The organism is Clostridioides sp. ES-S-0190-01 (assembly GCF_020658275.1).
In the GTDB taxonomy this organism is placed as follows: domain Bacteria; phylum Bacillota; class Clostridia; order Peptostreptococcales; family Peptostreptococcaceae; genus Clostridioides.
The window spans coordinates 230,643-257,586 of record NZ_JACVWA010000023.1; the positions used below are offsets into that span (position 1 = coordinate 230,643).

Genomic DNA, 26,944 nt, shown 5'->3' on the forward strand with positions numbered 1-26,944 from the left:
ATCAATCACCACTTTCTATAAATTGCCTAAAAAACCTGTTAAAGGAGAAGATGCATTTGCAAATTCTGATACACTTCCTGTTTTTGCTATATAAGCTTCTCGTCCACCTTCTACAGCTAACTTAAATGCTCTAGCCATTTGCACAGGGTCACCTGCTGAAGCTATAGCAGTATTAACAAGCACTGCATCAGCTCCCATTTCCATAGCTTCCATAGCTTGAGATGGTTTACCAATACCTGCATCAACTATTATTGGTATATCTAATTCATCTATCATTATTTTTATCATTTCTTTCATTTGAAGACCTCTATTTGAACCAATTGGAGCACCAAGAGGCATAACTGCTGCTGCTTTAGCTTCTATAAGTCTTCTTCCAGCATAAAGGTCTGGTGTCATATATGGAAGTACTATAAATCCTTCATCAGCAAGTATTTTTGTAGCTTTTATAGTTTCTTCATTATCAGGAAGTAAGTATCTAGTATCTGATATTACTTCTATTTTTATAAAGTCTCCACAACCCATTTTTCTAGATATTCTAGCTATTCTTACAGCTTCTTCTGCATTAGTAGCTCCTGACGTGTTTGGAAGTATAGTCATTTCTTTTGGAATATATGTTAAGATATTTTCTTGTTTATTATCTAAATCTACTCTTCTAAGTGCCATTGTTATTATTTCGCTTCCACTTTCTTTGATTACTTTAGGCAATATATCATTTGACCCATATTTACCTGTTCCAACCAATAATCTGCTATTGAATTCATGTCCCCCAAGTACTAATTTATCCATTTTCTTTCCTCCCCATCTTATTTTTTTCAATTTTCAATCTTTTTATTTTCTGATTCACGTATTTACATATCTATAAGTATTTTTGTTGCCAAATTTGCCATATGATTTGCACAAATAGCAACTCTTGGAGCCATAAGTCCCTCTCCAATTTTAGCTTCATTTACAAAATCTCCACATATATAAAATCTATCTCTTATTTTCTTAGTAGTTATTATATTTGAATCATAGTAACCTGCCATACCTGATGATGCTATCAAATATTTATCTTTCAAATTTATTAAGATATAATTACAAACTTGTGCTTTACATGAAGCATCATCAAAAGCTTCAATTATCAAATCTGCCTCTTTAAGTATATCCATATTATATTTATTTAAAAAAATATTTTGCTTTTTTAATTTTATAAATGGATTAATTTTTGTTATATTTTCAACCATAGCATCTGTTTTTAGTTTTCCTATATCATCTATAAAGTATTGCTGTCTATTTAAGTTAGATGGCTCCACAACATCATAATCTATAAGTAGAAGTTCTCCAACTCCAATTCGAGCTAAAGAGATAGCTATATTGGACCCAAGTCCACCTAGTCCCAATATAGCAACTCTTCCTTTTTTTAATTTATTATGCACATTTGGAGTATGTCTAGCTATCAACAAGCTTTCTAACTCATCAAAAGAAGGTTTAACCCCTTTTTGTATAAGTGTTAATTTATCATTTTCAGAAAGTGGAATGTCAGCTTTAATTGGATATCCATTCAACACCAATACATCACATTTATGATTATATTTATCTCTAACTTTATAGGCAGTTGTATTTTTTTCAACATCTGTTAATACTTCATTTACAAATATTTTTATTTTAACCACCTCCAATAAAGCTAATAAGTTCTACAACATCTTCATCCTTTAATATATATGTATTGTAATTGGATTCTTCAATTATTTCTAGATTTATCTCAACTACAACTCTATCGCTCTTCAAATTATATTTATTCAACAAATCTATAACAGTTAAGTTTTCTTTGAATTCAACATTCTTTCCATTAACCTTCACTAAATCACCTCCTCATTTTGACTTTATTCAACTAATGCTCTGCACAAATTATATTAAATTAAGTTCCTCATTGTTTAATATTTTTTTAACTGTTCTCATTGAACACATTTTTCCACACATAGTACAACTATCTTCATGAGTCGGAGTTGACTCATCTCTATATCTTTTAGCTTTTTCAGGGTCTATTGCAAGTCTAAACATTTCACACCAATCTAAATCTGCTCTAGCTTTACTCATTTTGTTATCCCATTCACGAGCTCCTTTAACATTCTTAGCTATATCTCCTGCATGAGCAGCTATTTTAGCAGCTATTATCCCTTCTTTCATATCATCTAAATTAGGTAATCTTAAATGTTCTGCTGGAGTTACATAGCATAAGAAGTCTACTCCTTTAGCACATGCTAATGCTCCTCCTATTGCACTAGTTATATGGTCATAACCTGGGGCTATATCTGTAACCAATGGACCAAGAACATAAAAAGGTGCTCCATGACATAGTCTTTTTTCTAACACTACATTTGCTTCTATTTCATCAATAGCCATATGACCAGGTCCTTCTATCATGACTTGTACATTTCTTTCCCATGCTCTTTTAGTAAGCTCTCCTAATACTACAAGTTCTTGAATCTGAACTCCATCTGTAGAATCTTTTATACAACCAGGTCTACATGCATCCCCCAAACTTAATGTAACATCATACTCTTCACATATATCTAAAATCTTATCAAAATTAGTATAAATAGGATTTTCTTTATTATTTAACTCCATCCAAGCAAATAATAGTGAACCTCCACGAGATACTATATGAGTTAATCTTTCATGATTTTTTATCTTTTGACAAACACTTCTAGTAAGACCAGCATGTATAGTAATAAAATCAACTCCGTCAATAGCATGTTGTCTTATTACATTTAAAAATTCTTCTTCTGTTATATCCTTTAGTTCTTTTTCTAAATACCCTACTGCATCATACATAGGAACCGAACCTATCATTGCAGGTGACATTTCAACAACTTTTTCTCTAAATTCTCTAGTTTTTCCATAGTTACTCAAATCCATTATTGCTTCAGCTTTCATGTCTATTGCCACTTTAACTTTTTCAAGTTCATTTTCTATATTCTTACAATCTCTTGAAATTCCTAAGTTTACATTTATCTTTGTTCTTAAATTTTTACCTACACCTTCTGCACTTAAGGATTTATGATTTTTGTTAGCAGGTATAACAACTTGTCCCTTTGCTATTAATTCTCTTAATTCATTTACATCTACTTGTTCCTTTTGAGAAACGATTTCCATTTCTTTAGTTATTATGCCTTTTCTAGCAGCATCCATTTGCGTTGTATAATTCATATTACATTCCTCCAAGATTAAAGTTATAGTTTTTAACAATAAAAAAAGTGCTTTTCCTTGTTTTGGAAAGCACTCTTATAATCATATATACACTTAGACAAATTTCTCACTATGCAGAATAATTTATCTATTTATATAACAAAATTATATTACAAAGCTTCCCTTCGCAAGCATTATCTTGATCAGGTTATTAGGGTTTGTAAGTTACGGCTTTATCTCTCAGCTAGCCAATTCTAGCGCCCCTAGCTCTAAATTTTTATCATTTTTACAAATTCAGTATAACACAGCAAAAATATTAGTTCAACATAATAATACAAATTTTATATTTTAATTCAGCTAACTTTACTCCCATGATGCACCTTTTTTCGAATTTTCAAGATAAGATTTAAGTATAACAGCCCTTATATTTTCATACTTTATTGAATCTGGAAGTTTTCTTTTTATGTTATTTAAATTTTCATAACCTACTTCTTCACATACTTCTAAAATCATCTTCCTTTCATCTTCACTATAAAAATTTTCTAAATCTAATGTAAATGATATACTTTGCCCATCTTTTAAATAATCATATACATATCCAATAACTGTAGATAGGGAGACTTCTATTTCTTGACTTACACTTTGTATATCCTTACCTTGATTTAACAAATCTAGTGCTATTTCATTGTTTTTTCTGCTTTCTCCATCTAGTATCAATTTTCTTTTTTTCTTTTTCTCCCAAGTAACATCAATACTATTTTCTTTTACATAATGTTTAACTTCATCTAAAATACTAGCCCCATACTTTTCAATTTTTACTTCACCTATACCAGAAATATCCTTTAATTGTTCTTTATCAATAGGATATCTTCCACTTATTTCTTTCAAAGCCTTATTAGTTAAAATCATGTATGGAAGTAATTTTTCTTTTTTAGCATATTCTTCTCTAATATTTATTAGCCTTTCATATAAAGCTTTATCTGTATTAACTTCAAGAAATTCACTATTGACATTTATTAAATCGACATTTTTTTCTTTGTCTTTTTTATCTATATTGTTTTTTTCGACATATTCTTTGATTAGTGTTTCAAAATCTTCACCATATTTTTGATATTTAATTTCTCCTACTCCAGATATATTTAGCATTTCTTCTTTATTGACTGGATAACTACTAGACATAGCTCTAAGTGTTCCATCTCCAAAAACCATATATGGAGCTATTCTTTCTTCACTTGCAATTAAGTGTCTTAATTCTCTTAAAGCACTATATAATTCATCTTCTATTTCTAGAGATTTTGTCATTACAATTTCCTTAAATTCTACCTTTACCTCGCCCTTCAAAACTTTCATAGACATATCATTTAATCTTATAGTTGGGTAACTTCCTCTGTTTCCGCTACCTAAAGTTTCGACTAAATCTAAAAAACCATGAGAAACTAATGTATTTATAAAATTCTTCAAGTCTTCACTTGAATAATCTCTCATAATATTATATGTAGACAAAGTATCTAAACCAAGTTGTAAAATTTTTTTGTTTTTAGACCCTCTAAGTACATCTACAATAGTAGTAACACCATAACTTCTTTTCATTCTAGCTACACATGAAATAACTTTTTGAGCATCTATAGTTTTATCCACTATTTCTCCTTCAACTAAACAATTACTACAGTTATTACAGTTTTCTATATAATTTTCTCCAAAGTAATTTAATATTGTCCTCCTATAGCATGAATTACTATAAACTAAATCAATCATATGCTGAAGTTTTTTATGTTGAAATAATTTTCTTTCAGGATTTTCAACACCAATATCTATTAAATATTTTTGTATATGTACATCTCCTGGAGAAAATAAAAGTATACATTCACTTTTTTCTCCATCCCTACCAGCTCTCCCTATTTCTTGGTAGTAATTTTCTACACTTTGAGGCATATTGTAGTGTATAACCCATCTTATATTGGGCTTATCAATACCCATCCCAAATGCATTTGTTGCTATCATTATATCTATATTATCATTTATAAAATCTTCTTGATTCTTATTTCTTTCATTTTTAGATAAACCTGCATGGTATTTTGATACAGATATATTTCTCTTTGCCAAACCATTATAAATATTTTCAACTTCTTTTCTAGTAGCTGTATATATAATTCCAGACTCATTTTTATGATTTTGAATATAGTCTAAAATATATTTATTTTTACTAGATGATTTCACTATATTTATTGCTAGATTTTCTCTATCAAACCCTGTTATGTAACAATCTGGACTCTCTAAACACAATAAATTTATTATATCAGCTCTTACCTCTTCTGATGCAGTAGCTGTAAAGGCTGTGACTATAGGTCTTTTAGACAAACTATTGATAAACGTAGAAATCCTTCTATAACTCAGTCTAAAATCATGTCCCCATTGAGATACACAATGTGCTTCATCTATTGCAATTTGACTTATGTCATTATTATTTATTAGTTCAAGAAATTCTTGGGTATCTAATCTTTCTGGAGCAATATAAAGTATTTTATAAGTATTTTTTCTAATATTACTTAATATTTCATTAAATTCTTTGTTTCCCAATGAACTATTTATAAAAGCAGCATTGATTCCCATGGCTTTTAAAGCATCTACTTGGTCTTTCATAAGAGATATAAGTGGTGAAATCACTACTGTCATCCCATCTAATATCAATGCTGGAAGTTGATAACATATAGATTTTCCTCCTCCAGTTGGCATTATAGCTAATACATCTTTTTTATTCAAAATAGAATTTATTATGGACTCTTGGCCTTTTCTAAAACTTGTATATCCATAGTATTTTGATAATATTTCTAAAGGTTTTTTATTCATATATTTCTCTCCCAATTCAAATTAATTAAACTTCTTTTCTGATTATGTTCAAATTTTTATTTTTATATTCACAATCGCATTATTCCAAAGTTTCTAGCTGTTATATATTATATATTAACATATATTTTTAAAAAAATAGTTTGCAAAGTAAAATAATTTATGATACATTCTAAATATAAATTTAATACTTAATCTTCGGGGTAGGGTGAAATTCCCAATCGGCGGTATAGCCCGCGAGCTGAGTTAAAACTTGGTTGATTTGGTTAAATTCCAAAGCCGACAGTAAAGTCTGGATGGAAGAAGATATATACTAAATAAGTGTTTTTGTAGAGCCGTTTTGCTATACATTTATACAATATTTATTGTAGATTATTCTAAACCCCGAGTTAATTCTCGGGGTTTTTTGTTTGAAAATTATCTAAGTTTAAATAGGAGGTGTAAATATTGTGAAATTTATAAGTCAAAAAGAGAAAGATATTTATTATATGAAAAAAGCTATTGAATTAGCCAAAAATGGAGAAGGTTTTGTAAATCCAAATCCATTAGTGGGATGTGTAATCGTTAAAGATGATGACATAATAGGTAAAGGATATCATGAGAGATTTGGCTCTAATCACGCTGAAATAAATGCTATAAATAGTGCTAATCAAAGTTTAAAAGACACTACCCTTTATGTAAATTTAGAACCCTGTTCTCATTATGGCAAAACACCTCCTTGTGTAGATAAAATTATTCAAAATAAGATTAAGAGAGTCGTAATATCTACATTAGACCCAAATCCAATCGTTTGTGGTAATGGAGTAAAAAAACTAAGAGACAATAACATTGATGTTACTGTAGGTATATTAGAAAAAGAAGCAAAACAATTAAATGAAATATTTTTTTACTATATAAAAACAAAAAAACCTCTTTGTATTGTAAAATCAGCAGTAAGTTTAGATGGCAAGATTGCCACAAAATCGCTAGAATCAAAATGGATATCTAATGAATCATCAAGATATCTAACTCATAAGTATAGAAATAAATATCAAGGTATAATGGTTGGGATAAACACAGTTTTAAATGATAATCCATTGCTAACTTGCAGACTTAACCAAGAAAATGTATCTCACCCTGTAAGAATAATAATAGACACAAACTTAAAATTGCCAGTTGATAGCAAATTAGTTAAAGATAAAAACAATAAAACTATAGTTTTTACGTGTTGTGAAGATAGTGAAAAATCATTAGTTCTAAGAAAAAATAATATTGAAGTAGTACTTTCTCCTAAAAAAAATAATATGGTAGATTTAGAATTTGTAATGTATAAATTAGGAGAATTAAAAATTGATTCTGTTTTAGTTGAAGGTGGTGCTACACTTAATGACAGTCTATTTAGAAACAATTTAGTTGACAAAGTCAAATTGTTTTTATCACCTAAAATTATAGGTGGAAAAGATGCTCCTACTTTCGTTTCTGGAGATGGAATAGATTACTTATCAGATGCTATACAATTAGAAATTAAGAATGTAACTTTAATAGATGGCGATATTTTGGTAGAGTCTGATGTTTTAAATTAAATTTATAAATATACACGTCTAGGAGGTTAAAATGTTTACTGGCATAGTAGAAGAAGTTGGAATACTTAGAAAAATTACTGCTAATGGCAAAAGTGGAAAAGTCACCATACAATCAAATAAAATACTAGATGGTACAAATCTTGGAGATAGTATTGCTGTAAATGGAGTTTGCTTAACTGTTTCAAGTTTAGGTAAAAATGAATTTACTGCTGATGTCATGATGGAAACAGTCCGTTCCACAAATTTAAGTTCATTAAATCCAAGTGATGAAGTAAATCTTGAAAGAGCTATGAGCCTTTCTTCTAGATTTGGTGGACACCTAGTAACAGGTCATGTTGATAGTAAAGGTACTATTTGTAAATTTGAAAAAGATGAAAATGCAGTTTTAATAAGCATACAACCGTCCAAAGAACTTTTATCAACAATGATACACAAAGGTTCTGTTGCTATTGATGGTGTAAGTCTAACTATAGCTTATTTAGATGATGAGATATTTAAGGTTTCGGTTATACCTCATACTAAATTTAACACTACTCTCTTGACAAAGAATATTGGAGACTTTGTCAATTTAGAAAGTGATGTAATTGGAAAGTATGTTAATAATTTTCTTGTAAAAAACTACAAGGAATTAAATTCTAATAGTAGTAACTATAAATCAAATATAGATAAAGAATTTTTATTTAAAAATGGTTTTTAAAAATAATAAAAGGAGTGAATTACATGTTTAACACTATTAAAGAAGCTATTAATGATATCAAAAATGGAAAAATGGTAATCGTAGTTGATGATGAAAGCAGAGAAAATGAAGGAGATTTATTGATGGCAGCTGAAATGGCTACACCTGAGACAATAAACTTTATGGCTACATATGGTAGGGGCCTTATTTGTCTTCCTGCTACTGAAGAAAAATTTAAAAGTCTAAATATACCTCTTATGGTTAAAGAAAATACAGACACATTTCAAACTGCATTTACTGTCACTATAGATGGAATAGATACTTTAACAGGTATATCTGCATATGAGAGAGCTGAAACTGTCAAACTATTCTGTAATGAAAGTTCCACAAGTAAAGATTTTAAAACACCTGGACATGTATTTCCATTAATAGCAAAAACTGGAGGTGTCCTAGTTAGAGATGGTCACACAGAAGCTTCTGTAGACCTTGCTAGACTTGCAGGATTTAAAGAAATTGGTCTTATCTGCGAAATAATGAAAGATGATGGTACAATGGCAAGAGTTGATGATTTAATGATATTTAAAGAAAAACATAATTTAAAAATAATTACTATAAAAGACTTGATAGAATATCGAAAAAGAAATGAAACCACTATAGAAAAAATTTCTAGTGCTTTTCTTCCAACAAAATATGGAAATTTTGAAATAATAGGATATAAAGATATTTACTCAAATGAAGAACACATTGCCCTTACTTATGGAAATGTAAATGAAGAAAATACACTAGTCAGACTTCATTCTGAATGTTTAACAGGTGATGTATTTCATTCTTTAAAATGTGATTGTGGGCTACAGTTAGAAACTTCTATGAAAAAAATTGTAGAAAATGGAAGTGGTGTTTTAATTTATATGAAACAGGAAGGCAGAGGTATTGGGCTTTTAAATAAAATTAAAGCTTATAAACTTCAAGAAGAAGGTTATGATACTGTTGAAGCAAATTTAATGCTTGGATTTGAAGAAGATATGAGGGATTTTTATATCGCTGCTCAGATATTAAAAAATTTACATATAAAAAGTATAAACCTTTTAAGTAATAATCCTGACAAAATAAATCAATTAGAAAAATATGGAATAAAAATTGAACATAGAGTTCCTATTAATGAAGAAATTAATGATTTTAATAAATTATATCTGAAAACTAAGAAGGATAAAATGGGACATCTATTAGATATTATATAGCTAATGGTATTTAATTTTTATTCTACTAAGTAATTTTTATTACAATAATATGCATATATACTAAAAATATAGATTTATAACCTAAATAAAATTGGAGGAAATAAAAATGATATATGAAGGAAAACTTATTGGAAAAGATTTAAAAATAGGTATAATAAACTCTCGTTTTAATGAATTTATAACATCAAAACTTTTATCTGGTGCTCAAGATTGCCTTTTAAGACACGATGTTACTCAGGAAAATATAGAAGTGGTTTGGGTACCTGGAGCTTTTGAGATTCCTCTCGTTGCTCAAAAAATGTCTAAGAGTGGTAAGTATGATGCTATAATATGTTTAGGATGTGTTATAAGAGGTGCTACTTCTCATTATGATTATGTATGTAGCGAAGTATCTAAAGGCATTGCAAAAGTATCTTTGGATAATGAATTACCTGTTATATTTGGAATAGTAACAACAGAAAATATTGAACAAGCTATTGAAAGAGCTGGCACAAAAGCTGGAAATAAAGGATATGATTGTGCTATGAATGCACTAGAAATGGCAAACCTATTTAAGGTTCTAGATTAAATACCTTTATTGATTAAATAGTGGAAATTAAAATAGAGACTATAAAATACTATTAAGTACCAATATGGCAAAGCATACTTGTCTTTTGGTACTTAATAATTTTAAAGATAATTATCTATTTGAACAACCTTACCCATATCTTCATATTCATTAGAAATACCAACACTATTCACGTATATTTTGAAATTAGAATATATACAATCATTATGTAAATTTTTAAGGACACAAGATAGATTTTTAGTGTTAAATTCCCTGTAATCTAGGAAATATAAGTTAATAATAAAAAATACTTTTAAAAGCTTAAAATAACTACAAATATAAATCTAAATATAAAATACCATAAATTTGTACATATTACTATCAAAGCTATCGTTTTTATTTATAGCATATATTAATGTTATATTAATTATCTATTTTATTATTTTCTCGATTAATTATACAATATAATTAAGTAAGCAATAATAAACTATAAATGAACACCATAATTTAATGGTTGTTTATTGAATATTTATGGGGGACTGAATTATGAAAACAAGTTCAATACAAGATTTAACACTAGAAAAACGTAACCTTATAAAAAAATATTCTCTTACTTTGAATGAAGATTTAATTTGGGAATTTAAACACGATAAATACCACACTGTAAAATACTTCACACACAAGTTTGCAGTTAAAGAATCTATATTTGCTCTTTTATTCAATATACACAGATTATGTTATGCTAAAATAAAATACTTTGAATCAAATTTTTCAAAATATGAACCTTATAAATACAACTATCAAGAAGGATTTGTTAAATGTGAAATATATGATATGAGTTTTATGTTGCATAAATATAGCAACATGATGATAGACTTAAGAAATTTACAAGAAATCAAAAATATAGAAGAGTTTAGATTATTTTGTGATTACTTAGAAAGCTTTGAAGATAACTTACAAGATTTAATTGTGTAGTATTTAAAAAGAGAGGTTTTAATATATTATTTATGATAACTAAATTATATTAAAATACTAAAAACTCTTAATAAAATATAATATACTTGATATAAAAAAATATTACTGGAATTAAAAATTCCAGTAATATAAGTTAACTAAAATACTATATTCACATAAATTAAATACATTCTAATCTATCAAAATTACTCTATAATTTTTATACTACTTTTTATCCTAAACGTTCATCAGATAATTCAGCATGCCACTCTGATACATTTTCTAGTCCTTCTATTTCATCTGCAATAAATACAGGGTCTTTTATTCCAGATTTTTTTTGGCTTGTATAGTCTTTTAAAGCAATAAATGCGTACTTACCTAAAAGAGTTATTGCTATTAAGTTTATTATAGCCATCAGTGCCATAAATAAATCTGCTAAATTCCAGACTACTTCTACTTGAGTAAGAGAACCAAATAAAACCATACCTACAACGAAAACTCTAAATACATTAAGTTTAATTTTACTTCCACTCATAAACTCCATATTTGATTCTCCATAGTAATAATTTCCTACTATAGAACTAAATGCAAATAAGAATATACAAACTGCTATAAAAATATTTCCTATTGGACCTATATGGTGAGTTAAAGCTTCTTGAGCTAATTCAATTCCTGTTGCTCCACTACTAGCATAATCTGAATATAATAATACCATGAATGCTGTACAACTACATATAATTATAGTATCTGTAAAAACACCTAGAGATTGGATTAAACCTTGTTTTACAGGGTGAGTTACATGTGCTGTTGCAGCAGCATTAGGTGCACTACCCATTCCTGCTTCATTAGAAAATAAACCTCTTTTTACTCCAGTCATTACAACTCCCATAAATGTACCAATTGCCATTCCTCTAAAATCAAATGCGCTTTCTACTATTAATGATATAACTCCTGGTATTTCTGTTATATTCATTACAACTATAGCTAAAGCAACTAATATGTATAATCCTGCAAATACAGGAACTATTATTTCTGAAACTTTTGCTATTCTATGAACACCACCAAAAATAACTATTGCTGTTAAAATTCCAAGACCTATTCCCATAGCCATTTTACTTATACCAAATGCATTATTAAACGCCAATGAAACAGTATTTGCTTGAACTGCATTGAATACAAATCCATAACAGATAGTTATAAGTATTGAAAATAAAACACCCATCCATCTTTTATTTAAACCTTGTTCCATATAATAAGCTGGTCCACCCCTAAAAGCTGGTCCATTCTTAACTTTATAAATTTGAGCCAATGTACTCTCCACAAAACTTGAAGCAGAACCAATTAAAGCTATAAGCCACATCCAAAATACAGCACCAGGACCTCCTGCTACTACTGCAATTGCTATCCCTGCTATATTTCCAGTACCAACTCTTGAAGATGTACTTATACAAAAGGCTTGAAATGAAGATATTTTTCCTTCTTTTTTTGCATTTTTATTTGCTGCACCATCACCTAAAAGCCTAAACATTTCTATAAAATATCTGAATTGTACAAAATTTGTTTTAATAGTAAAGTAAATACCAATTACAACTAACATTATAATTAGAATATAAGACCATAAGTAATTGTTTACAAATACTACTGCATTGTTAATGCCTGTTAAAATACCATTTAAAAAATCCATTTTATTAATTACCCCCTGTTAATATTGTTTTCTCAATAAATCTTAAAATCAAAAAAATGCATAATTCCTTGTGAAAAATTCATTAATTTAATTATAATATTTATAAAATTAAATTACAAGGTTTAAAATGAATAATTTCTTTAATAAATTGCAGTTTTATCTTTAAATTCAACTTTATTTTATTAATTTTATAACTTAGATGTAATTAATACTTTATATTGCTTATCAAATACAATAAATTATACTTTTGAAGTATATTTTTTCGTTTGTCGTTTAATATTATAAGTAATGATATGATTTTAAAATTTATTTAAATAACAAAAATTTTCTCTAAATTCTGTTAATTTTTTAAAAACTTTGTTAAATAATATACTTTTATACATCCATTGAAAAAACTAGAAAAAAGTAATACTATATATAGTACTAGCATTAGACACAAAAGAATACAAATGGAGGTACTTATATTATGGAATTTCAACAAATAATAGCTATATGTATATTTTTAATAGTTATGGCAGCTATTATTACAGAAAAGGTAAACAGATCTGTAGCAGCGGTTGGTGGTGCACTATTAATGATAATATTCAATATACTTACACTTGATGAAGGATTAAGCCATATAGACTTCAATACTATTGGAGTATTGGTTGGTATGATGCTATTTGTTGCTGTTGTTAAAAACTCAGGACTATTTGAATATATAGCTATTTGGACTGCAAAAAAAGCTAAAGGTGATCCATGGAGAATAATGATTTGTTTTGCTATTATAACAGCTATTTTATCTGCTGTATTAGATAATGTTACTACTGTTTTACTTATAGGTCCAATGACTATAGTTATTACACAAATTCTAGGACTTAATCCAGTTCCATTTTTAATAACACAAATTTTAGCTTCAAATATCGGAGGTACATCTACTCTTATAGGTGACCCTCCAAATATTATGATTGGTAGTGCTGCCAATCTTAGTTTCATGGATTTTGTAATAAATTTAGGACCTGCTGTTATAGTAATACTTATTATAACAATAATATGTTTTAAATTTATTTATGGAAAAGAACTTGTTGTAGATGATAAAGCCAAAGAAGTAATATTAAAGCTTGATGAAAAAAAATCTATTAAAGATAAACCCTTACTTATAAAAAGTCTTCTTTTAATAGCATTTATACTCTTTGGTTTTATGTTTCATAGCACAATCCATATAGATTCTTCTGTTGTAGCATTAACTGGTGCATCTATAATGCTTCTTATAGGAAAACAAGATGTAGATGAAATTATGGCAGGTATTGAATGGTCTACAATCTTATTCTTTATGGGATTATTTGTAGTAGTTGGTGGATTAGTAGAAGTGGGTATAATAAATAAATTAGCTCAAGCATTGATTGGACTTACAGAGGGCCATATTGTATTTACAATGTTATTAATATTATGGTTATCAGCAATAGTTTCTTCATTCTTAGATAATATTCCGTTTGTTGCAACATTAATTCCACTTATTTTGACTATGCAAGCTGAAGGAATTGATGTAATGCCACTATGGTGGGCAACATCCCTTGGAGCTTGTCTTGGAGGTAATGGGACACTTATTGGAGCCTCTGCCAATGTTGTACTAGCAGGTATAGGCAATAAGCATGGTCATCCTATATCTTTTAAAGAGTATTTTAAGATAGGTTTTCCACTTATGATTATATCTATTATTATATCTACTGTTTATTTAATTATAAAATTTTAGAAAATATAGTATAATAGTATTAAAGGGGATGTGTATATATGAATATTAATACTGTTCAAGGAGATTCAATTGAAGTTCTTTTAAGACAACTTGGAGCTACAAAAATATCAAAAGTAAGTAGTACATTATATTTTATTAAGTTTGATTTAGGAGACAACTGGGAAATATCTTATACTTATAATATTAATGCTAAAGATCAATATTTTTTACAAAGAATTGAACCATATCCTATTGGTAGAGGTCTTTTTAATGATGAATATGAAATAATATCATTTATATCAAAGGATTTAAACAAATTTCTAAATGCTAAAAATAGTAGTAACTTTAAAACTTTTGTTGAAGTTACTAGAAAAGTCAATTCTATTATTGATAATGTAGAAGAGTTATTTTTAAACTATAATGTAGATGGAGATGATTTAAAAACACTCAATAAAGAACTTAACGATATATTAAATGATATTAACTATATAGAAAAGCATACAAAGAAAATCTAAAGTAAGATACTTATAAATTTAAGGTTATATATAAAAACTTTGTACAACCTCAAAATTTAATACTAAATATAAAGAATCTTATTTGTTAAAATGATAAAATAGCTGATGAAGCATATGCTTCATCAGCTATCTTGTTTTTAATGATGCCCACATCCATCATGTGAACAAGTATGATTTGATGGAAATTCTACTAATTTTCCATCTTTAAGTAAGTCCAAATTACCACTGATAGTATCAGCTTCAGCTCTATAAACTTTTATTCCCATACTATTTAATTTAACTATGGCACCTTGCCCTATTCCTCCAACTACTACTGCATCTACAACTGTACCTGATAATGCTTTTATTGGTTGGCATTTCCCATGTTCATGACCTAAATCTCCATTGTCTAAAGATTTAACTTCTCCACTTTCTAAGTCACACACAACAAAGATTGGTGCAGAACCAAAATGACCATATGGTTTACTATCTAATCCTTTATTTTCTTCTACTGGTATACATACTTTCATTATTATTTCTCCCTTCTCTTGCAACATTTTTTCATAGATTTACATTCTTTACTGCATCCTAGATGTATTGTATTTATATCAAATACATCTATAAAGCTTTCACTAGAATTACTTAACATAGAATTTATAAAATCCATACATATGTTAAACACTTCTTTGTTAATATGATATAAAACATAGTATCCTTCTTTATATCCTGTTATTATGCCAACTTCTTTTAATATTTTTATATGTTGTGAAACAGCAGAATCTGAAATTCCTAAATATTTAGAAATTCCTTTTTGGCAGATATTTCTTTTAGATACTAATATAAGTATGTTAAGTCTAGTTTCATCACTCAATGCTTTAAATATTTTAACCAAATTTTCCATAAAGACCTCTTTTTGATTAAGTAATTACTTAATTAAATTATAGTACTCTTAATTAGATTTTTCAACTATTATTTTGAAATTTTGGAACTTATTATAAATAATTCTAATTGTTTCTATATATATTTCAATTGTCAATTTAAATCTATCAAAATAAATATACCTAGAGATACATCTCTAATGTATCTTGAAGTAAAATAATAATATACAAATAAAAAACTGTCTAAAATAATTATATTATTTTAAGACAGTTTTTTATTTGTATATTTAAAAATTTACTTACTAATTATACTAAGCTCTTTTTAATTTATCTAGATAATAAACAGCATTTAATGCTGCTATTTGTCCTTGCCCAGCTGCTTTGATATAAGAATAGGGTTTACCTACACAGTCTCCTGCGGCAAAACATCCTTCTATATTAGTTTTCATATTATTGTCAACCTTAATATGGATACCATCAATTTCTATTCCAGGAATCAATGTACTTGGAGCTGTACTATCTTTTATAACGAATACTCCATCAACTTCAATATGATTTTCTTTAAAAGATATCTTATTTACAAGTTTATCTCCATCTATTTGCACTGGTCTATCATGTATAATCTCAATAGAATCATCTAAATTATCTGAACTTCTCATAAGGTTTTCTTTTTTATACATAGGTATAAAATAAGTTTTTGAAGTAAGTTCACTTAAGAAATTTGCCTCTTCTTTAGATTCTTCATTATATCCTATAACTGCTACTTTTTTATTTCTATAAAGTGGTGCATCGCATGTAGCACAATATCCTACTCCTCTTCCTAGAAATTCTTCTTCACCTTTTATTGGTCTAGTATATTCTACACCAGTTGCAAGGATTACAGTAGTAGCTTCATACATATCATTTCCAGACATTATTGCAAAGTATTCTCCCATAGCATAAATATTATTTATTCTTTTATTTTCAATTGAAATATCCATGTTATCTATATGGGATTTAAATTTGTCTTTTAATTCATCTCCACTTATATCATAAAAACCTAAATAATTATCTATTGAAGGAGCTTTAACAAGCTTATTGCTTAAATTATCATTGCCAAACATAATCATTGTTTTATTTCTTATTTTTGCATTTATAGCAGCAGATAATCCTGCTGGACCACTACCTATTATAGCTATGTCATATCTCATAATATTCACCCATTTTTATAAATATGATTTTACTTTCATCTCAATTTTGTTCTTAGGCATAAATCCAATTAGAGTTTCAACTGGCTCTCCATCTTTAAATATAATCATAGTTGGTACTGTAGATACACTAAATTGTTGAGCTATTTCTAAGCTTTCATCTATATCAACTTTTACAAATCTAGCTTCGTCTTTCATCTCTTCGCCTAATTCTGCAAATACAGGTCCTAACATATTACAAGGTCCACACCAAGTTGCAAAGAAATCTACTACAACTACTCCTTTACTACCTTCAACACTACTTCTAAATTCAGATGTATTTATAATTTTTGCCATTTTTTTAATCCTCCTAAAAATTTATTATCCTTATAATTATACTATGAAATTTATAAATATAATTTTACTTTTATAAATTCTTTTATATTTTATTTTATACTATTAGTATACCCATTCTTTATTTGTAAAAACAGATTTTTATATTTTTATTATTTTAATTTTTTTGGTATTGATATTTCAAATGTAGTTCCAATACCTATATCAGAAGTTACATCTATTTCGATAGATAAATTCAAGCTAATCATATGTGCTATTGAAAGACCTATTCCAGAACCTTCTAAATCTTTATTTCTCACATTTTCACTTCTAAAAAATCTGTCAAATATAAAAGGCATTTCTTCTTTTTTTATACCTATACCAGTATCTCTTATAAGTAATGTTACTTCATCTTCCACATCTTCTTTTAATTCTAATACTATCTCATCACCTAGTTTAGTATATTTAAAAGCATTATCAATAAAAATTAATATAAGTTGTCTCAATTTATTTTTATCTGTTATTATAACTTTATTCTTTAATTCAGAGTTAAATGTAAATTTTTTTTCTTGAAACTCAGCAATATCCACATAATCTTCTGATATTTCTTCTAGTAATTTTTCTAAATCAATTTCCTCCAAGTTAACTTTAACAATAGAATCTTCCTTAGTAAGAGATAGTAAATCCGTTATCATCTTTTTAAGTCTTCTAGTTTCTTTCATTGCAGTAGCTATTGTTTCAACTTCATCATTTACTGTATTTTCTGGAGATTTTAACATACTTTCTAATTTTGATGAAACTATTGTTATTGGAGTCCTTAACTCATGTGAAGCATCTTGTATAAATTTAGCTTGGTTCCTCCAAGCAGTCTCTATTGGAATTAATGCTTTTCGAGTAAGATATACAGCTACAAAGTATGTTATTATAACAGAAATTAGTATTCCAATTATAAGTACAGATGTCAACTGTTTTAAAGAATTCATCTCTGAGTCAATGTTTCTGATTATTTGTATCTGATATCTGCCCACATCCACATTTAATTCTCTAAATGTATAACCATTTTCTGTATATTTAAAAAATGTATTTTTCTTATCTAGTCTTCTGTCTGGAAGTAATTCATCAAAATATTCATTTTGAGTATAGTAACTTATTCTGTCATTCTCATAAACATATACCATATCTTTAGGGTCTTTAAGTCTTATTGGGTTTAAAAATGAGGTTCTCTTAAATTGAGAAACTATATACTCCAGTTCATCATTGATTTCACTATCAATTCCACTATATGTAAGACCTCTAAAATATGAATATATAAATATAGAAAATATTATTAAAAAACTACCCACTACAACAATGTACATTTTTATCAAATGGTTTTTAGTGCTGGTAAATACATTCTTATTTATCATCGAATATGTATCCTACCTTACGCTTAGTTTTAATATATTTATCATATCCATATTTACTTAGTTTTTTTCTCAGATTACTTACATATACCTCTACTATTTCAATAGTTGCATCTGAATCAATTCCCCATATTCTATCATAAATCTGTTCTTTTAATAAAATTGAACCTTTATTTAAAACAAAATATTCCAATAAGTTAAACTGTTTATTTTGAAGTTTTATTTCTTCTTCTTCAATATACACTCTTTTTTCTAATGTATCTAGATATAAAGATTTAAATTCTAATCCATTTCTTTCTTTTATTTTTCCATTAGTCCTCAATATGGCATATACTCTTGCTACTAGTTCCTCCATATAAAAAGGTTTTGTTAAATAATCATTAGCTCCTATAGTAAATGCTTCTACTTTATCATCTAATGCTTCTTTAGCAGTCAATATAAGTACAGGTGTATCTATATTATTGATTCTCATTTTCTTCAAAATATCAATTCCATTTATATTAGGAAGCATTAAATCTAAAATAACTAAATCATATATATTTTGATTTATTAAATATAATGCTTCTTCTCCATCTTCACATTTTTCAGTTTCAAAATGATTACTAAGTTCTTCTACTACACTTTCTAAAAGCACCCTATTATCTTCAACTATCAAAACCTTCATAAATATCCCCTACCTTTACTTGTCTATCTTGACTTTATGAGATTTCAAATCAATATCTACATTTGCTTTTTCTTTTATATCATCATAAGTATATCCTACTATTTCAACATTCTTTGCTTTTGTTGAACATGTTATATCTATATCTGTTTCTTCTGAAGCCTTCAAAACTTTGTATGATGGTACACGACTTACTGTCAAGTATTCCCCATTATCATTAACTTCTGCCGTCTTAAGGATAATATTTCCTAAGTCTTTTGATGATGAATTCTTTACTTTTATTTGATATGTGATTCCCTCTTTTGACTCATTTACTTTTTTAAGTTCTGAAGTAGATAATACTTCATACTGACTACTATTTTCTAGCTTAATTTTATTGTTTCTTATATCAATAGTATTTTCTTTTAAATTAACATATACAATTTTACCCTCTGCTTCATATTCATATGCATAGACTTCTACACTTTTGGCAAAAGTTTTATGTCCACATTCTACATAAGCAACTTTCCCAGGCATTAAAGTCATATCTAACAGAGATTTACTATCAGATGAAGTAATTTTTTTATTATCATCGTATTCATTATATATTAGTTCAACATTCGATATATTAAATGTTGAATTATTTTCTATCTTTGTGGATGTATCTATTTTTCCACCTTCATCTACAGTTATAATCTCTGTTGCTCCTATATTCAATACTTTTGCATTGTCCTTATCTATTGTCACTTCATTATTGTCTTCTGCTTGAATCTCAACTGAATCAGATTGTTCTTCTTCCCTTTTACATGCAGTCAGTGTAAAAATAAATATTGTTAATATAATCATTAAAAAAATTAATTTTTTTACTATTTTATTCATATTAAGCACCTCATATAGTAGTATTTTATAGTAGATTTTTATACTTTTTCATAAATTCCTTCAATGCTTGTGTAAGTATTTGGTGTTTTTCAAAATTTGAGTTGCTACATAATCTTTCAAAGTCACTCCAAGTTTCTTTATCTATACGTACTCTTGTTGTTTTTAATTCACTTAAAGATTCATTATCTATATGTACATCTTTTTTATTAGATATTTTTTTAGGTTTTATATTATAATCCTTCACTTCTAAATACCAATCATACACTTCACAAAGCTTATCTAAATCTTCTTGAGTTATATTTATTTTTCTGTCTTTTTTAGGTTTAATATTTTTTCTTGATTTTATATTTTTTAAATCTGTGTCGTTAAACTCAATTTGTTCAATACTCTTATTTAAAACCTTTTCATTAGATTTCTTCTTTTTGGTGCTTACCTTTTTTACATTATTAGTGTTATCTTCCTTAGTTTTTTCTTTATCCAAATCTTCTTTATTCTTTAATTCGTCTTTTAATATGTATTTACCTTTTTCTGACTTATATCCTTTTTTATTTAAAAAAGTTCTTAAAGTACTTTGACTAATTTTTAGATTTTGAGCTATCTCTGTAAATTTGATTCCTTTACTTTGAAATTCTAAAAATTTATCAATTCTTTCCTCATTATTCATTAATACTCCTCCGTCAATATCTTCTTGTCTTTCTTTTCATACTTCTTATTATATTCTTCTTTTCTAAATCTACTCTGTTTGATTCAACTATTTTTTGTAACATTTTATTATAAGTAAAATCATCTAAATTATTATTTTTTATATAAAGAAGTGTTTCTTCTTCATACTTAACAAAACAAATTGACAATAGCCATGCCATACCCATTTTAACATAATATTCTTCACTTTGTATATTGTTACAGTATTCAAAAATATCTTTAATATGTTCATCATCAACATAATATATTAAAAACATAACTAATGCAAATCTAATCTCCCACGGATTTTCTGAACAAACATATTTTTTTAATATATCATACATGTATTCTTTATAATTATTTGTACATTTTAGTCCAGAACAAAATCCATCACAAATTGCCCAATTACTAATTTTAGGTACAAATTTTTTTATGTAATATAAAATCTCTTCAAAATTACTATTTATATTGCCAATCACCATACCCTGTAACATAACTTCTTCATAATAAGTATCTTCTGCTACTTCTAAAAATTCTTTCCAGTTGCCTTTACTTATTTCTTTTGACAACTTTCTTAAATTAGGAATTCTAATACCTATTATATTTTCTGTTCCTGGTATAAGTTTCTTATTAAAATCTCTATACTTAACATCTTGCATAGATTTCATATACTCTAAAAATTCGATATATTCCAATTTATCCCATTTTTCCCTACTAAGCATCATTTATTTACTCCTTAGTTCCTTTTTTCTTATTGTAACATAAAATTATATAAAAAAAAGCTTCTACATATCAGAAGCTTTTTCAAAAATGTACTAAATTTTTCAATTTAAAATTTAAATTAAATTAATCTTTACTACAGCATAATATCTCTTTAGAAAATCTTACTAATCTCCCACACCGAAGTCTGTATTATTGTATAAAACTTCTATATTTGGATTTTCATTTAAAAATTCATACTTATTAATAAACCATTTAACCAACTCTTCATCTCTTTTTATTTTAGAAGAATTGTTTATAAAAACATTCACAGTTGCTTTTTCAAAAGTATTTAGAATAATATCCATGTCATTATCTATCATTTCTTTAGTCTGTCCTTTTATTCCAACCATAATACAAGGCGAATCAAAATATTCTTTTACATCTTCTGGAGTTTTAAATCTTGCATTCTTATTTAAAAAATTATTTCTAAAATCATAATCAAATGTTTCAACCCCAATTTTAAATATTATAGGAATTTCAAAATAATCTCTCATTTCCTTTAGTCTATTTTTGTAGGACCAATGACTTTCTAAGAATAGTTTTTTTATATTTTTTTCTTTTATAATCTTCTTTATTCTCTCTAAAGTATCTTTAGGTATTTCAAAACAGCTACCAGAATTTATGACTTCAAGAACTCCATATTTTCCAGTTATATTTTTTAAAACTTCAAAGTTTACTTTGTTCATTTCTTCTTCCAAATTAGAATTATCATCTATATAATCACAAAAAGAACATCTTCCCCATATACATGGAAAGCTTTTAAGTAAAACTATTTCTCTTTGATTTTTATTTATTATCTCACTATATCTATCCATATTCTCTCCTATCTTTCTCCAGTTAATGATACTTTTAAAGTCTTTGGAACTGCATTTAATCCCAAATTTACCAAAACAACAGCAATTAATTTATCTGTATAATCTGTGAACACTTGAGTTATAAACACACTAAATACATCTCCAAGCCCTAGTACTTTTAAAATTTGAACTATATAAGAAGAACCCGATGATGTCACCCCGCCAAACAAAAAAGCTGAAATTACTGAGCTTACTATAGATGTTGGTATGGCAAACAACAATACTCCTAATGGAGTTTTTAAACCAGTTAAGAATTTCTTTTTAAAAGCAATACCAGCAAGTAATCCTGTTGATATCTGAACTGGTGCAAAATAAAGAGAATATACATCAAATGTAACTCCACTTATTAAACTTCCAAACACACCTGTAATAACAGCATATTTAGGCCCCAAAAGTGAAGCTATCATTATAGTTCCTATTGAATCTAAATATATAGGTAGCCTCAGCCCCATAGCTATAAACGCACCTACTATATTTATAGAAATCCCAAAGGCTATAAGTGTAATAGTTTTGACACATATTTTTCTTTTCACACTATATCACTCCTTCCACAGAGTCTATAATGTTTTCATATCCTTTAAAAAGTCTTTTTAAAAACATATACATAAATTTCTTTTCATCAACCTCATTTAAAATAATCGCATTAGCATGTTTTTTGTAGAAATTAAATGAGTCTACTATGGATTGCCCCATAGCTATTCCATCTTCCACAATTTCTACATATGATTCAAATCCTTTACATATACTTCTGTCTATAAAATATGCCACTGCTAGAGGGTCATTTATTACACAACCTATTATTCCTTCTTGCTCCCAATGAAAATCAATATAAAATCTAGTGATTTCAGTTATATATTTTGCCATTTTTTCATCAAGTCTATTTATAAACTCAATAATATTAGGAGTAAGTACAATTTTTCTAGTTACATCTAAACCTACCATGTGAATTTTTTTAGATAAATTCTTGTAAACATAATCTGCTCCATGTGGGTCTACCCAATAGTTAAATTCTGCTACTGGAGAACAATTTCCATGAATTTTAAAAGCTCCTCCCATAGATACAAATTCATCAAGATTTTCAAAGGCTTTTTTATCTTTCATAAGTGCTTTAGCTATGTTTGTAAGTGGTGCAAGTGCTATTATAGATACTTTTTCACGATTATGTAAAGTATTTATTATAAAATCTACTGCTCCATTTTTTGCTTTAACTTCTGTCACTTTTTGATAAAAATTTTCTCCTATACCATCTTCTCCATGTGTATCTTGAGCTGTTACAAGTGTTCTTTTTAGTGGTGCTTCTTCTCCTATATATACTGGAATATTTAGTGAAGAACACATTTGAAGTGTTTTTAGTGCATTTTCTGCACCTACATTTGCTGGTACGTTACCACAACATGTGGTAATTCCAATTACTTCTAGCTCTGGTGAGTTTAAAGCCAAAAGGATTGCCAAAGAATCATCAATTCCTGGGTCACAATCAATTATTACTTTTCTTTTTTCCATATTACTATCCTCCTTGATTTGTGGTCGAGGAGAACTACACATCTTTTTTCCACTTTCAAAAAGGTGTGTCTAAGGGTATTAATTATATACTGCCACTATATAATTCCTTAGTTTTTTATACTTGGAGTTCTCGAACAAGTACAGATGTTAAGTTTAGTTATGATTTTAAGTCATTTATTATAACCTGTCAATCAACTAAAACCTTTCAAACACCTGATTTACTAACTACAAAAACACTGTTTGTAGTTTAAAAGAATTTATTATATTTTTATGTGTCTCATTAAAGCATGCTTAAATAATAAACAAACTTTAATAAAATGTGGCACGTTTAAACCGATTATTATTATACAACAATATTATAAATATTACAATTAATACCTTTAATTAAATTTACATATAAAATTTATACTAAATTTAATTTTTATGTTGCAAATAAGCATCAAATGTTATATATTTTTAACAAGAAGTTAAAAATATATAACATTTACTAAAGGAGTTGTTAATAATGAAAAGTTTTAGGGAATTAAATAAACTAGGATTTTTAGGTTTCTTAGGTTTTTTAGGACTAGCTGGAATATATGCTGGTGAAATACGAACTATTAGTTTTTGTGCATTCTTTGTTTTTTTTAGATACTTTAATATTATGCCAGATGAATTATTTAGAGAAAACCTGAGAAAAGCAGCTGTGCCAGCATTTTTCTTTACACTTTCATCGCTATCAGTAGCTATGGTTTTATCCATCATCTCAGATAATATTTCTACTATTGAAAATGGTCTAGGAATAAGTTTTTCTATATCAATGATTAGCTTTGTTGCAGTTTTTGCATACTTACAGTATAAAGAAGGAAAAGGACTAGAGTAATGATGATTCGTTCAAGAACTAAAGAATATAGAGCAAAATATAATATGAAACAAGATGAACTGGCATCATTAGTAGGAGTAAGAAGAGAAACTATAGGAAATCTTGAAAATGGAAAATATAACCCTTCATTAAAATTAGCATTTGACATTGCTAACGTATTCAATGTAAGTATAGAAGAAGTTTTTGAATATATAAAGGATTAGTAACTATTCTCTTCTTAAAATTTTTGCTATACTTTTCTTAAATAGATTAAAACTAATACAATTTGGTGATTATATGAAAAGAAAACTTTCAACACGCTTTTTTGGATATATTTGGTTTGTTCATATTCTTTTTAGTGGCTTTTATATTAAAAAAATTAGTACTAGATACTATGATAGGAATAATAATTCAACCAGTTTTACAGTTGTAATATCCAGTTTTGCATATACACTTGTAAAATATATTAAAGCGAAGTATTATACATATATATTTTCAAATAAAATAATTTATTTTATTTACTGAATATTTTTATTTTTTAGGGGGATGTATTGTGTTTAAAGACAAAATTGATGAATGTGTTCATATAATGACTGCATACATTGTTAGTTTAAAAGAATACTATTCATTTATAGAAACTCAGATTGATGATTTTATTAAAAGATATGGAGAAGATATTGTAGAGTCTTGTCTTCATAGAATTATGATTTTATTATGTGAATGTGGTTTGGCATAAAATTTAATTCATCAAAAAGAATAAGAAGAATTTTATATAAATTCTTCTTATCTAAATATTTAATTTAATAAAGATTTTAAATTACGCTTTTTCTTTTATAAATGCTCTTACTTTATCCATTGTTGACCACACATCACTATCATATATTTGTGTAAATTTTTCTCCTGTGCTCTTACTCATTTCTTCCATCTTGCTACAAGCACCTCCGCCAATAACATACAAATTTTCTGTTTTATATGGCTTATAATCTTTTATATCTGTTACTAAACAGCTTTCATCTTTTCTTTTATAATATAACCCTATTATTTCTGCTGAAACTCTATCATCTCCACTATAAACTATTGTATGTTTAATCTGCTTGATATCTCCACCATTTATATTATTATTTAATACGCCTTCTACGATTAACTTAGCCACACCCTCATATCCAAGTTTTTCTGCTTTCTCATAATCCTCTTTATTGTCACAAAAAAAACTTTCTATTAATATAGCAGTAGGTTTTGAACTATTTAGAATATACAATCCTTTATCTAATTTGGCTCCTCTATTTTTAAATACCATACCTAATTTATTACATATTCTAGTTGCATATTCTAAACCTTTATTACTATAATATAACACTTCTGAGCCTTTTCCTTGACCATCACTTGCATTTAAATGTAACTCTATAAGTAAATCATATTCTCCATTATTAACTTTAGGTATTTTATAAGACTTTTCCTCATTTTTAGAACTAAACTGTTTTTCAGGGCATATTATTACGCTTACTGTATGCCCTTTTTTCCTAAATATATCTGCTAATATTGGTGCCAATAATTTGTTATACTGATATTCATTAACTAATCCATCAGCAGAAGTACATGCACCATTTTTTAGAATACTGTGTCCTACTGTAATACATATTTTCATAACATTTTACTCCTTTAATTAAATTTTATCCATGTATATGTCCCATAATAATGAAAATCTAAATTTATATAAATCATTCATCTTCATAAAAAAAATAATTATCATTTTATTTTTTATAAAAATATCACAAATATTCTTAATATTCAATATATAATACATAAGTGGTAATCTAAAACGCATAACTAGACAAAAACATTTTTATTTTCATTTATTTTCATCTGATTTGATAAACTTTTATGTGATTCTACTATATAATCTCTATTGTCTATTTTTATTTAAAAATTCGTAAAATTATTAATTGATAATACTTTTTTTAACTATAACACTTTTTTATCATTTATATATTTTATAAATACTCTGTTTTAATTTTTTTATGTTAATATCTAATGATTACATTTTTTAGTATAACTTTAGTTATATCAAAAATATTTTAAAAATCTTAAATATATTCACACATTCTCATAAATTATGTTATAATGAG

At 27.1% G+C, this 26,944-nt stretch carries 29 protein-coding genes and 3 riboswitches; of the genes, 10 read left to right on the top strand and 19 right to left on the bottom strand.

The features are described from left to right. Window positions 1-15: 15 nt before the first annotated feature. The 5 genes from IC214_RS08730 to recQ all read right to left on the bottom strand — a co-directional run bounded on the left by IC214_RS08730 (window position 16) and on the right by recQ (window position 6,015). Window positions 16-786 carry a thiazole synthase gene (locus IC214_RS08730; RefSeq protein WP_227433198.1) on the bottom strand — a complete coding sequence of 257 codons (771 nt, stop codon included), beginning with the start codon at window positions 784-786 and terminating at the stop codon, window positions 16-18. A 62-nt stretch (window positions 787-848) separates the two neighbouring features. Continuing rightward, window positions 849-1,652: a thiamine biosynthesis protein ThiF gene (thiF, locus tag IC214_RS08735; RefSeq protein ID WP_227433197.1), complete on the bottom strand. Its 804-nt coding sequence runs from the start codon at window positions 1,650-1,652 to the stop codon at window positions 849-851. Then, window positions 1,645-1,839, bottom strand: coding sequence for a sulfur carrier protein ThiS (gene thiS, locus IC214_RS08740; RefSeq protein WP_227433196.1), 195 nt, complete (start codon window positions 1,837-1,839; stop codon window positions 1,645-1,647). Before thiS ends, thiF begins: the two co-directional genes overlap by 8 nt. Before the next feature lie 48 nt (window positions 1,840-1,887). Then, the gene (thiC, locus tag IC214_RS08745) at window positions 1,888-3,189 is read right to left on the bottom strand and encodes a phosphomethylpyrimidine synthase ThiC (protein ID WP_227433195.1); all 1,302 of its coding nucleotides are present in this window, start codon (window positions 3,187-3,189) and stop codon (window positions 1,888-1,890) included. 142 nt (window positions 3,190-3,331) lie between these two features. Beyond that, window positions 3,332-3,443, bottom strand: a riboswitch (TPP riboswitch). Between the two features lie 88 nt (window positions 3,444-3,531). After that, window positions 3,532-6,015, bottom strand: coding sequence for a DNA helicase RecQ (recQ, locus tag IC214_RS08750; protein WP_227866504.1), 2,484 nt, complete (start codon window positions 6,013-6,015; stop codon window positions 3,532-3,534). A 187-nt stretch (window positions 6,016-6,202) separates the two neighbouring features. After that, a riboswitch (FMN riboswitch) is annotated at window positions 6,203-6,324 on the top strand. Between the two features lie 137 nt (window positions 6,325-6,461). Between recQ and ribD the strand changes: the two genes are divergently transcribed. From ribD to IC214_RS08775, 5 genes are all read left to right on the top strand, one after another. Further along, on the top strand, window positions 6,462-7,574 hold the full coding sequence (gene ribD / locus IC214_RS08755; protein WP_227433193.1) for a bifunctional diaminohydroxyphosphoribosylaminopyrimidine deaminase/5-amino-6-(5-phosphoribosylamino)uracil reductase RibD: 1,113 nt from the start codon (window positions 6,462-6,464) through the stop codon (window positions 7,572-7,574). 31 nt (window positions 7,575-7,605) lie between these two features. Further along, the gene (locus tag IC214_RS08760) at window positions 7,606-8,271 is read left to right on the top strand and encodes a riboflavin synthase (RefSeq protein WP_227483245.1); all 666 of its coding nucleotides are present in this window, start codon (window positions 7,606-7,608) and stop codon (window positions 8,269-8,271) included. A gap of 23 nt (window positions 8,272-8,294) precedes the next feature. Beyond that, complete coding sequence (locus tag IC214_RS08765) at window positions 8,295-9,488, top strand: bifunctional 3,4-dihydroxy-2-butanone-4-phosphate synthase/GTP cyclohydrolase II (protein WP_227433191.1); 1,194 nt, start codon at window positions 8,295-8,297, stop codon at window positions 9,486-9,488. A 106-nt stretch (window positions 9,489-9,594) separates the two neighbouring features. Beyond that, complete coding sequence (gene ribE / locus IC214_RS08770) at window positions 9,595-10,056, top strand: 6,7-dimethyl-8-ribityllumazine synthase (protein WP_227433190.1); 462 nt, start codon at window positions 9,595-9,597, stop codon at window positions 10,054-10,056. Window positions 10,057-10,581: 525 nt separating this feature from the next. Further along, window positions 10,582-11,010, top strand: a complete 429-nt coding sequence (locus tag IC214_RS08775; RefSeq protein WP_227433189.1) for a hypothetical protein — start codon at window positions 10,582-10,584, stop codon at window positions 11,008-11,010. A 211-nt stretch (window positions 11,011-11,221) separates the two neighbouring features. Here IC214_RS08775 and IC214_RS08780 read toward each other — a convergent pair whose 3' ends face one another. Continuing rightward, window positions 11,222-12,673: an alanine/glycine:cation symporter family protein gene (locus IC214_RS08780; protein WP_227823814.1), complete on the bottom strand. Its 1,452-nt coding sequence runs from the start codon at window positions 12,671-12,673 to the stop codon at window positions 11,222-11,224. Between the two features lie 466 nt (window positions 12,674-13,139). Here IC214_RS08780 and IC214_RS08785 point away from each other — a divergent pair, with 466 nt between their 5' ends. Further along, the gene (locus IC214_RS08785; RefSeq protein ID WP_227433187.1) at window positions 13,140-14,405 is read left to right on the top strand and encodes an ArsB/NhaD family transporter; all 1,266 of its coding nucleotides are present in this window, start codon (window positions 13,140-13,142) and stop codon (window positions 14,403-14,405) included. Between the two features lie 38 nt (window positions 14,406-14,443). Then, window positions 14,444-14,899 carry a hypothetical protein gene (locus IC214_RS08790; RefSeq protein ID WP_227433186.1) on the top strand — a complete coding sequence of 152 codons (456 nt, stop codon included), beginning with the start codon at window positions 14,444-14,446 and terminating at the stop codon, window positions 14,897-14,899. A 137-nt stretch (window positions 14,900-15,036) separates the two neighbouring features. Here the strand turns inward: IC214_RS08790 and IC214_RS08795 are convergent, their stop codons facing one another. The 12 genes from IC214_RS08795 to IC214_RS08850 all read right to left on the bottom strand — a co-directional run bounded on the left by IC214_RS08795 (window position 15,037) and on the right by IC214_RS08850 (window position 23,977). Next, the gene (locus IC214_RS08795) at window positions 15,037-15,408 is read right to left on the bottom strand and encodes a NifB/NifX family molybdenum-iron cluster-binding protein (RefSeq protein ID WP_227433185.1); all 372 of its coding nucleotides are present in this window, start codon (window positions 15,406-15,408) and stop codon (window positions 15,037-15,039) included. A 2-nt stretch (window positions 15,409-15,410) separates the two neighbouring features. Continuing rightward, window positions 15,411-15,779, bottom strand: a complete 369-nt coding sequence (locus tag IC214_RS08800; RefSeq protein WP_227433184.1) for an ArsR/SmtB family transcription factor — start codon at window positions 15,777-15,779, stop codon at window positions 15,411-15,413. 288 nt (window positions 15,780-16,067) lie between these two features. Continuing rightward, window positions 16,068-16,946 (bottom strand): NAD(P)/FAD-dependent oxidoreductase, encoded by an 879-nt coding sequence (locus tag IC214_RS08805; protein ID WP_227433183.1) that lies wholly within the window; start codon window positions 16,944-16,946, stop codon window positions 16,068-16,070. A 15-nt stretch (window positions 16,947-16,961) separates the two neighbouring features. After that, window positions 16,962-17,279: a thioredoxin gene (trxA, locus tag IC214_RS08810; protein WP_227433182.1), complete on the bottom strand. Its 318-nt coding sequence runs from the start codon at window positions 17,277-17,279 to the stop codon at window positions 16,962-16,964. 149 nt (window positions 17,280-17,428) lie between these two features. Next, entirely contained in the window at window positions 17,429-18,661 is a 1,233-nt protein-coding gene (locus IC214_RS08815; RefSeq protein ID WP_227433181.1) for a sensor histidine kinase, read from the bottom strand. Continuing rightward, the gene (locus IC214_RS08820; RefSeq protein ID WP_227433180.1) at window positions 18,651-19,322 is read right to left on the bottom strand and encodes a response regulator transcription factor; all 672 of its coding nucleotides are present in this window, start codon (window positions 19,320-19,322) and stop codon (window positions 18,651-18,653) included. Before IC214_RS08820 ends, IC214_RS08815 begins: the two co-directional genes overlap by 11 nt. A gap of 15 nt (window positions 19,323-19,337) precedes the next feature. Next, complete coding sequence (locus IC214_RS08825) at window positions 19,338-20,177, bottom strand: hypothetical protein (RefSeq protein WP_227433179.1); 840 nt, start codon at window positions 20,175-20,177, stop codon at window positions 19,338-19,340. Between the two features lie 25 nt (window positions 20,178-20,202). After that, on the bottom strand, window positions 20,203-20,841 hold the full coding sequence (locus IC214_RS08830; RefSeq protein ID WP_227433178.1) for a DNA-binding protein: 639 nt from the start codon (window positions 20,839-20,841) through the stop codon (window positions 20,203-20,205). Between the two features lie 13 nt (window positions 20,842-20,854). After that, window positions 20,855-21,583, bottom strand: a complete 729-nt coding sequence (locus IC214_RS08835) for a DNA alkylation repair protein (RefSeq protein ID WP_227823811.1) — start codon at window positions 21,581-21,583, stop codon at window positions 20,855-20,857. A gap of 162 nt (window positions 21,584-21,745) precedes the next feature. After that, window positions 21,746-22,435 carry a radical SAM protein gene (locus IC214_RS08840; RefSeq protein ID WP_227433176.1) on the bottom strand — a complete coding sequence of 230 codons (690 nt, stop codon included), beginning with the start codon at window positions 22,433-22,435 and terminating at the stop codon, window positions 21,746-21,748. A gap of 8 nt (window positions 22,436-22,443) precedes the next feature. After that, entirely contained in the window at window positions 22,444-23,007 is a 564-nt protein-coding gene (locus tag IC214_RS08845; protein ID WP_227433175.1) for an ECF transporter S component, read from the bottom strand. A gap of 1 nt (window position 23,008) precedes the next feature. Next, on the bottom strand, window positions 23,009-23,977 hold the full coding sequence (locus IC214_RS08850) for a nucleoside hydrolase (protein WP_227433174.1): 969 nt from the start codon (window positions 23,975-23,977) through the stop codon (window positions 23,009-23,011). A gap of 101 nt (window positions 23,978-24,078) precedes the next feature. Then, window positions 24,079-24,122, bottom strand: a riboswitch (PreQ1 riboswitch). Between the two features lie 360 nt (window positions 24,123-24,482). Between IC214_RS08850 and IC214_RS08855 the strand changes: the two genes are divergently transcribed. From IC214_RS08855 to IC214_RS08865, 3 genes are all read left to right on the top strand, one after another. Beyond that, window positions 24,483-24,839, top strand: coding sequence for a DUF3796 domain-containing protein (locus IC214_RS08855; RefSeq protein WP_227433173.1), 357 nt, complete (start codon window positions 24,483-24,485; stop codon window positions 24,837-24,839). A 2-nt stretch (window positions 24,840-24,841) separates the two neighbouring features. Further along, window positions 24,842-25,042, top strand: coding sequence for a helix-turn-helix transcriptional regulator (locus tag IC214_RS08860; RefSeq protein ID WP_227433172.1), 201 nt, complete (start codon window positions 24,842-24,844; stop codon window positions 25,040-25,042). A 329-nt stretch (window positions 25,043-25,371) separates the two neighbouring features. Beyond that, entirely contained in the window at window positions 25,372-25,554 is a 183-nt protein-coding gene (locus IC214_RS08865; RefSeq protein ID WP_227433171.1) for a hypothetical protein, read from the top strand. 81 nt (window positions 25,555-25,635) lie between these two features. Here the strand turns inward: IC214_RS08865 and IC214_RS08870 are convergent, their stop codons facing one another. After that, complete coding sequence (locus IC214_RS08870) at window positions 25,636-26,463, bottom strand: N-acetylmuramoyl-L-alanine amidase (RefSeq protein ID WP_227433170.1); 828 nt, start codon at window positions 26,461-26,463, stop codon at window positions 25,636-25,638. Window positions 26,464-26,944 lie beyond the last annotated feature (481 nt).

Excerpts from the sequence above, each read along its gene's own strand:
- IC214_RS08815 (WP_227433181.1), bottom strand. The coding sequence starts at position 18,661 with ATGATAAATAAGAATGTATTTACCAGCACTAAAAACCATTTGATAAAA.
- IC214_RS08870 (WP_227433170.1), bottom strand. The coding sequence starts at position 26,463 with ATGAAAATATGTATTACAGTAGGACACAGTATTCTAAAAAATGGTGCA.
- trxA (WP_227433182.1), bottom strand. The coding sequence starts at position 17,279 with ATGGCAAAAATTATAAATACATCTGAATTTAGAAGTAGTGTTGAAGGT.
- IC214_RS08785 (WP_227433187.1), top strand. The coding sequence starts at position 13,140 with ATGGAATTTCAACAAATAATAGCTATATGTATATTTTTAATAGTTATG.
- IC214_RS08860 (WP_227433172.1), top strand. The coding sequence starts at position 24,842 with ATGATTCGTTCAAGAACTAAAGAATATAGAGCAAAATATAATATGAAA.
- thiC (WP_227433195.1), bottom strand. The coding sequence starts at position 3,189 with ATGAATTATACAACGCAAATGGATGCTGCTAGAAAAGGCATAATAACT.
- IC214_RS08855 (WP_227433173.1), top strand. The coding sequence starts at position 24,483 with ATGAAAAGTTTTAGGGAATTAAATAAACTAGGATTTTTAGGTTTCTTA.
- IC214_RS08800 (WP_227433184.1), bottom strand. The coding sequence starts at position 15,779 with ATGGAAAATTTGGTTAAAATATTTAAAGCATTGAGTGATGAAACTAGA.
- IC214_RS08730 (WP_227433198.1), bottom strand. The coding sequence starts at position 786 with ATGGATAAATTAGTACTTGGGGGACATGAATTCAATAGCAGATTATTG.
- IC214_RS08830 (WP_227433178.1), bottom strand. The coding sequence starts at position 20,841 with ATGAATAATGAGGAAAGAATTGATAAATTTTTAGAATTTCAAAGTAAA.
- IC214_RS08795 (WP_227433185.1), bottom strand. The coding sequence starts at position 15,408 with ATGAAAGTATGTATACCAGTAGAAGAAAATAAAGGATTAGATAGTAAA.
- ribE (WP_227433190.1), top strand. The coding sequence starts at position 9,595 with ATGATATATGAAGGAAAACTTATTGGAAAAGATTTAAAAATAGGTATA.
- IC214_RS08790 (WP_227433186.1), top strand. The coding sequence starts at position 14,444 with ATGAATATTAATACTGTTCAAGGAGATTCAATTGAAGTTCTTTTAAGA.
- IC214_RS08805 (WP_227433183.1), bottom strand. The coding sequence starts at position 16,946 with ATGAGATATGACATAGCTATAATAGGTAGTGGTCCAGCAGGATTATCT.
- recQ (WP_227866504.1), bottom strand. The coding sequence starts at position 6,015 with ATGAATAAAAAACCTTTAGAAATATTATCAAAATACTATGGATATACA.
- IC214_RS08780 (WP_227823814.1), bottom strand. The coding sequence starts at position 12,673 with ATGGATTTTTTAAATGGTATTTTAACAGGCATTAACAATGCAGTAGTA.
- IC214_RS08760 (WP_227483245.1), top strand. The coding sequence starts at position 7,606 with ATGTTTACTGGCATAGTAGAAGAAGTTGGAATACTTAGAAAAATTACT.
- IC214_RS08765 (WP_227433191.1), top strand. The coding sequence starts at position 8,295 with ATGTTTAACACTATTAAAGAAGCTATTAATGATATCAAAAATGGAAAA.
- IC214_RS08850 (WP_227433174.1), bottom strand. The coding sequence starts at position 23,977 with ATGGAAAAAAGAAAAGTAATAATTGATTGTGACCCAGGAATTGATGAT.
- IC214_RS08840 (WP_227433176.1), bottom strand. The coding sequence starts at position 22,435 with ATGGATAGATATAGTGAGATAATAAATAAAAATCAAAGAGAAATAGTT.
- IC214_RS08775 (WP_227433189.1), top strand. The coding sequence starts at position 10,582 with ATGAAAACAAGTTCAATACAAGATTTAACACTAGAAAAACGTAACCTT.
- IC214_RS08835 (WP_227823811.1), bottom strand. The coding sequence starts at position 21,583 with ATGATGCTTAGTAGGGAAAAATGGGATAAATTGGAATATATCGAATTT.
- IC214_RS08820 (WP_227433180.1), bottom strand. The coding sequence starts at position 19,322 with ATGAAGGTTTTGATAGTTGAAGATAATAGGGTGCTTTTAGAAAGTGTA.
- IC214_RS08825 (WP_227433179.1), bottom strand. The coding sequence starts at position 20,177 with ATGAATAAAATAGTAAAAAAATTAATTTTTTTAATGATTATATTAACA.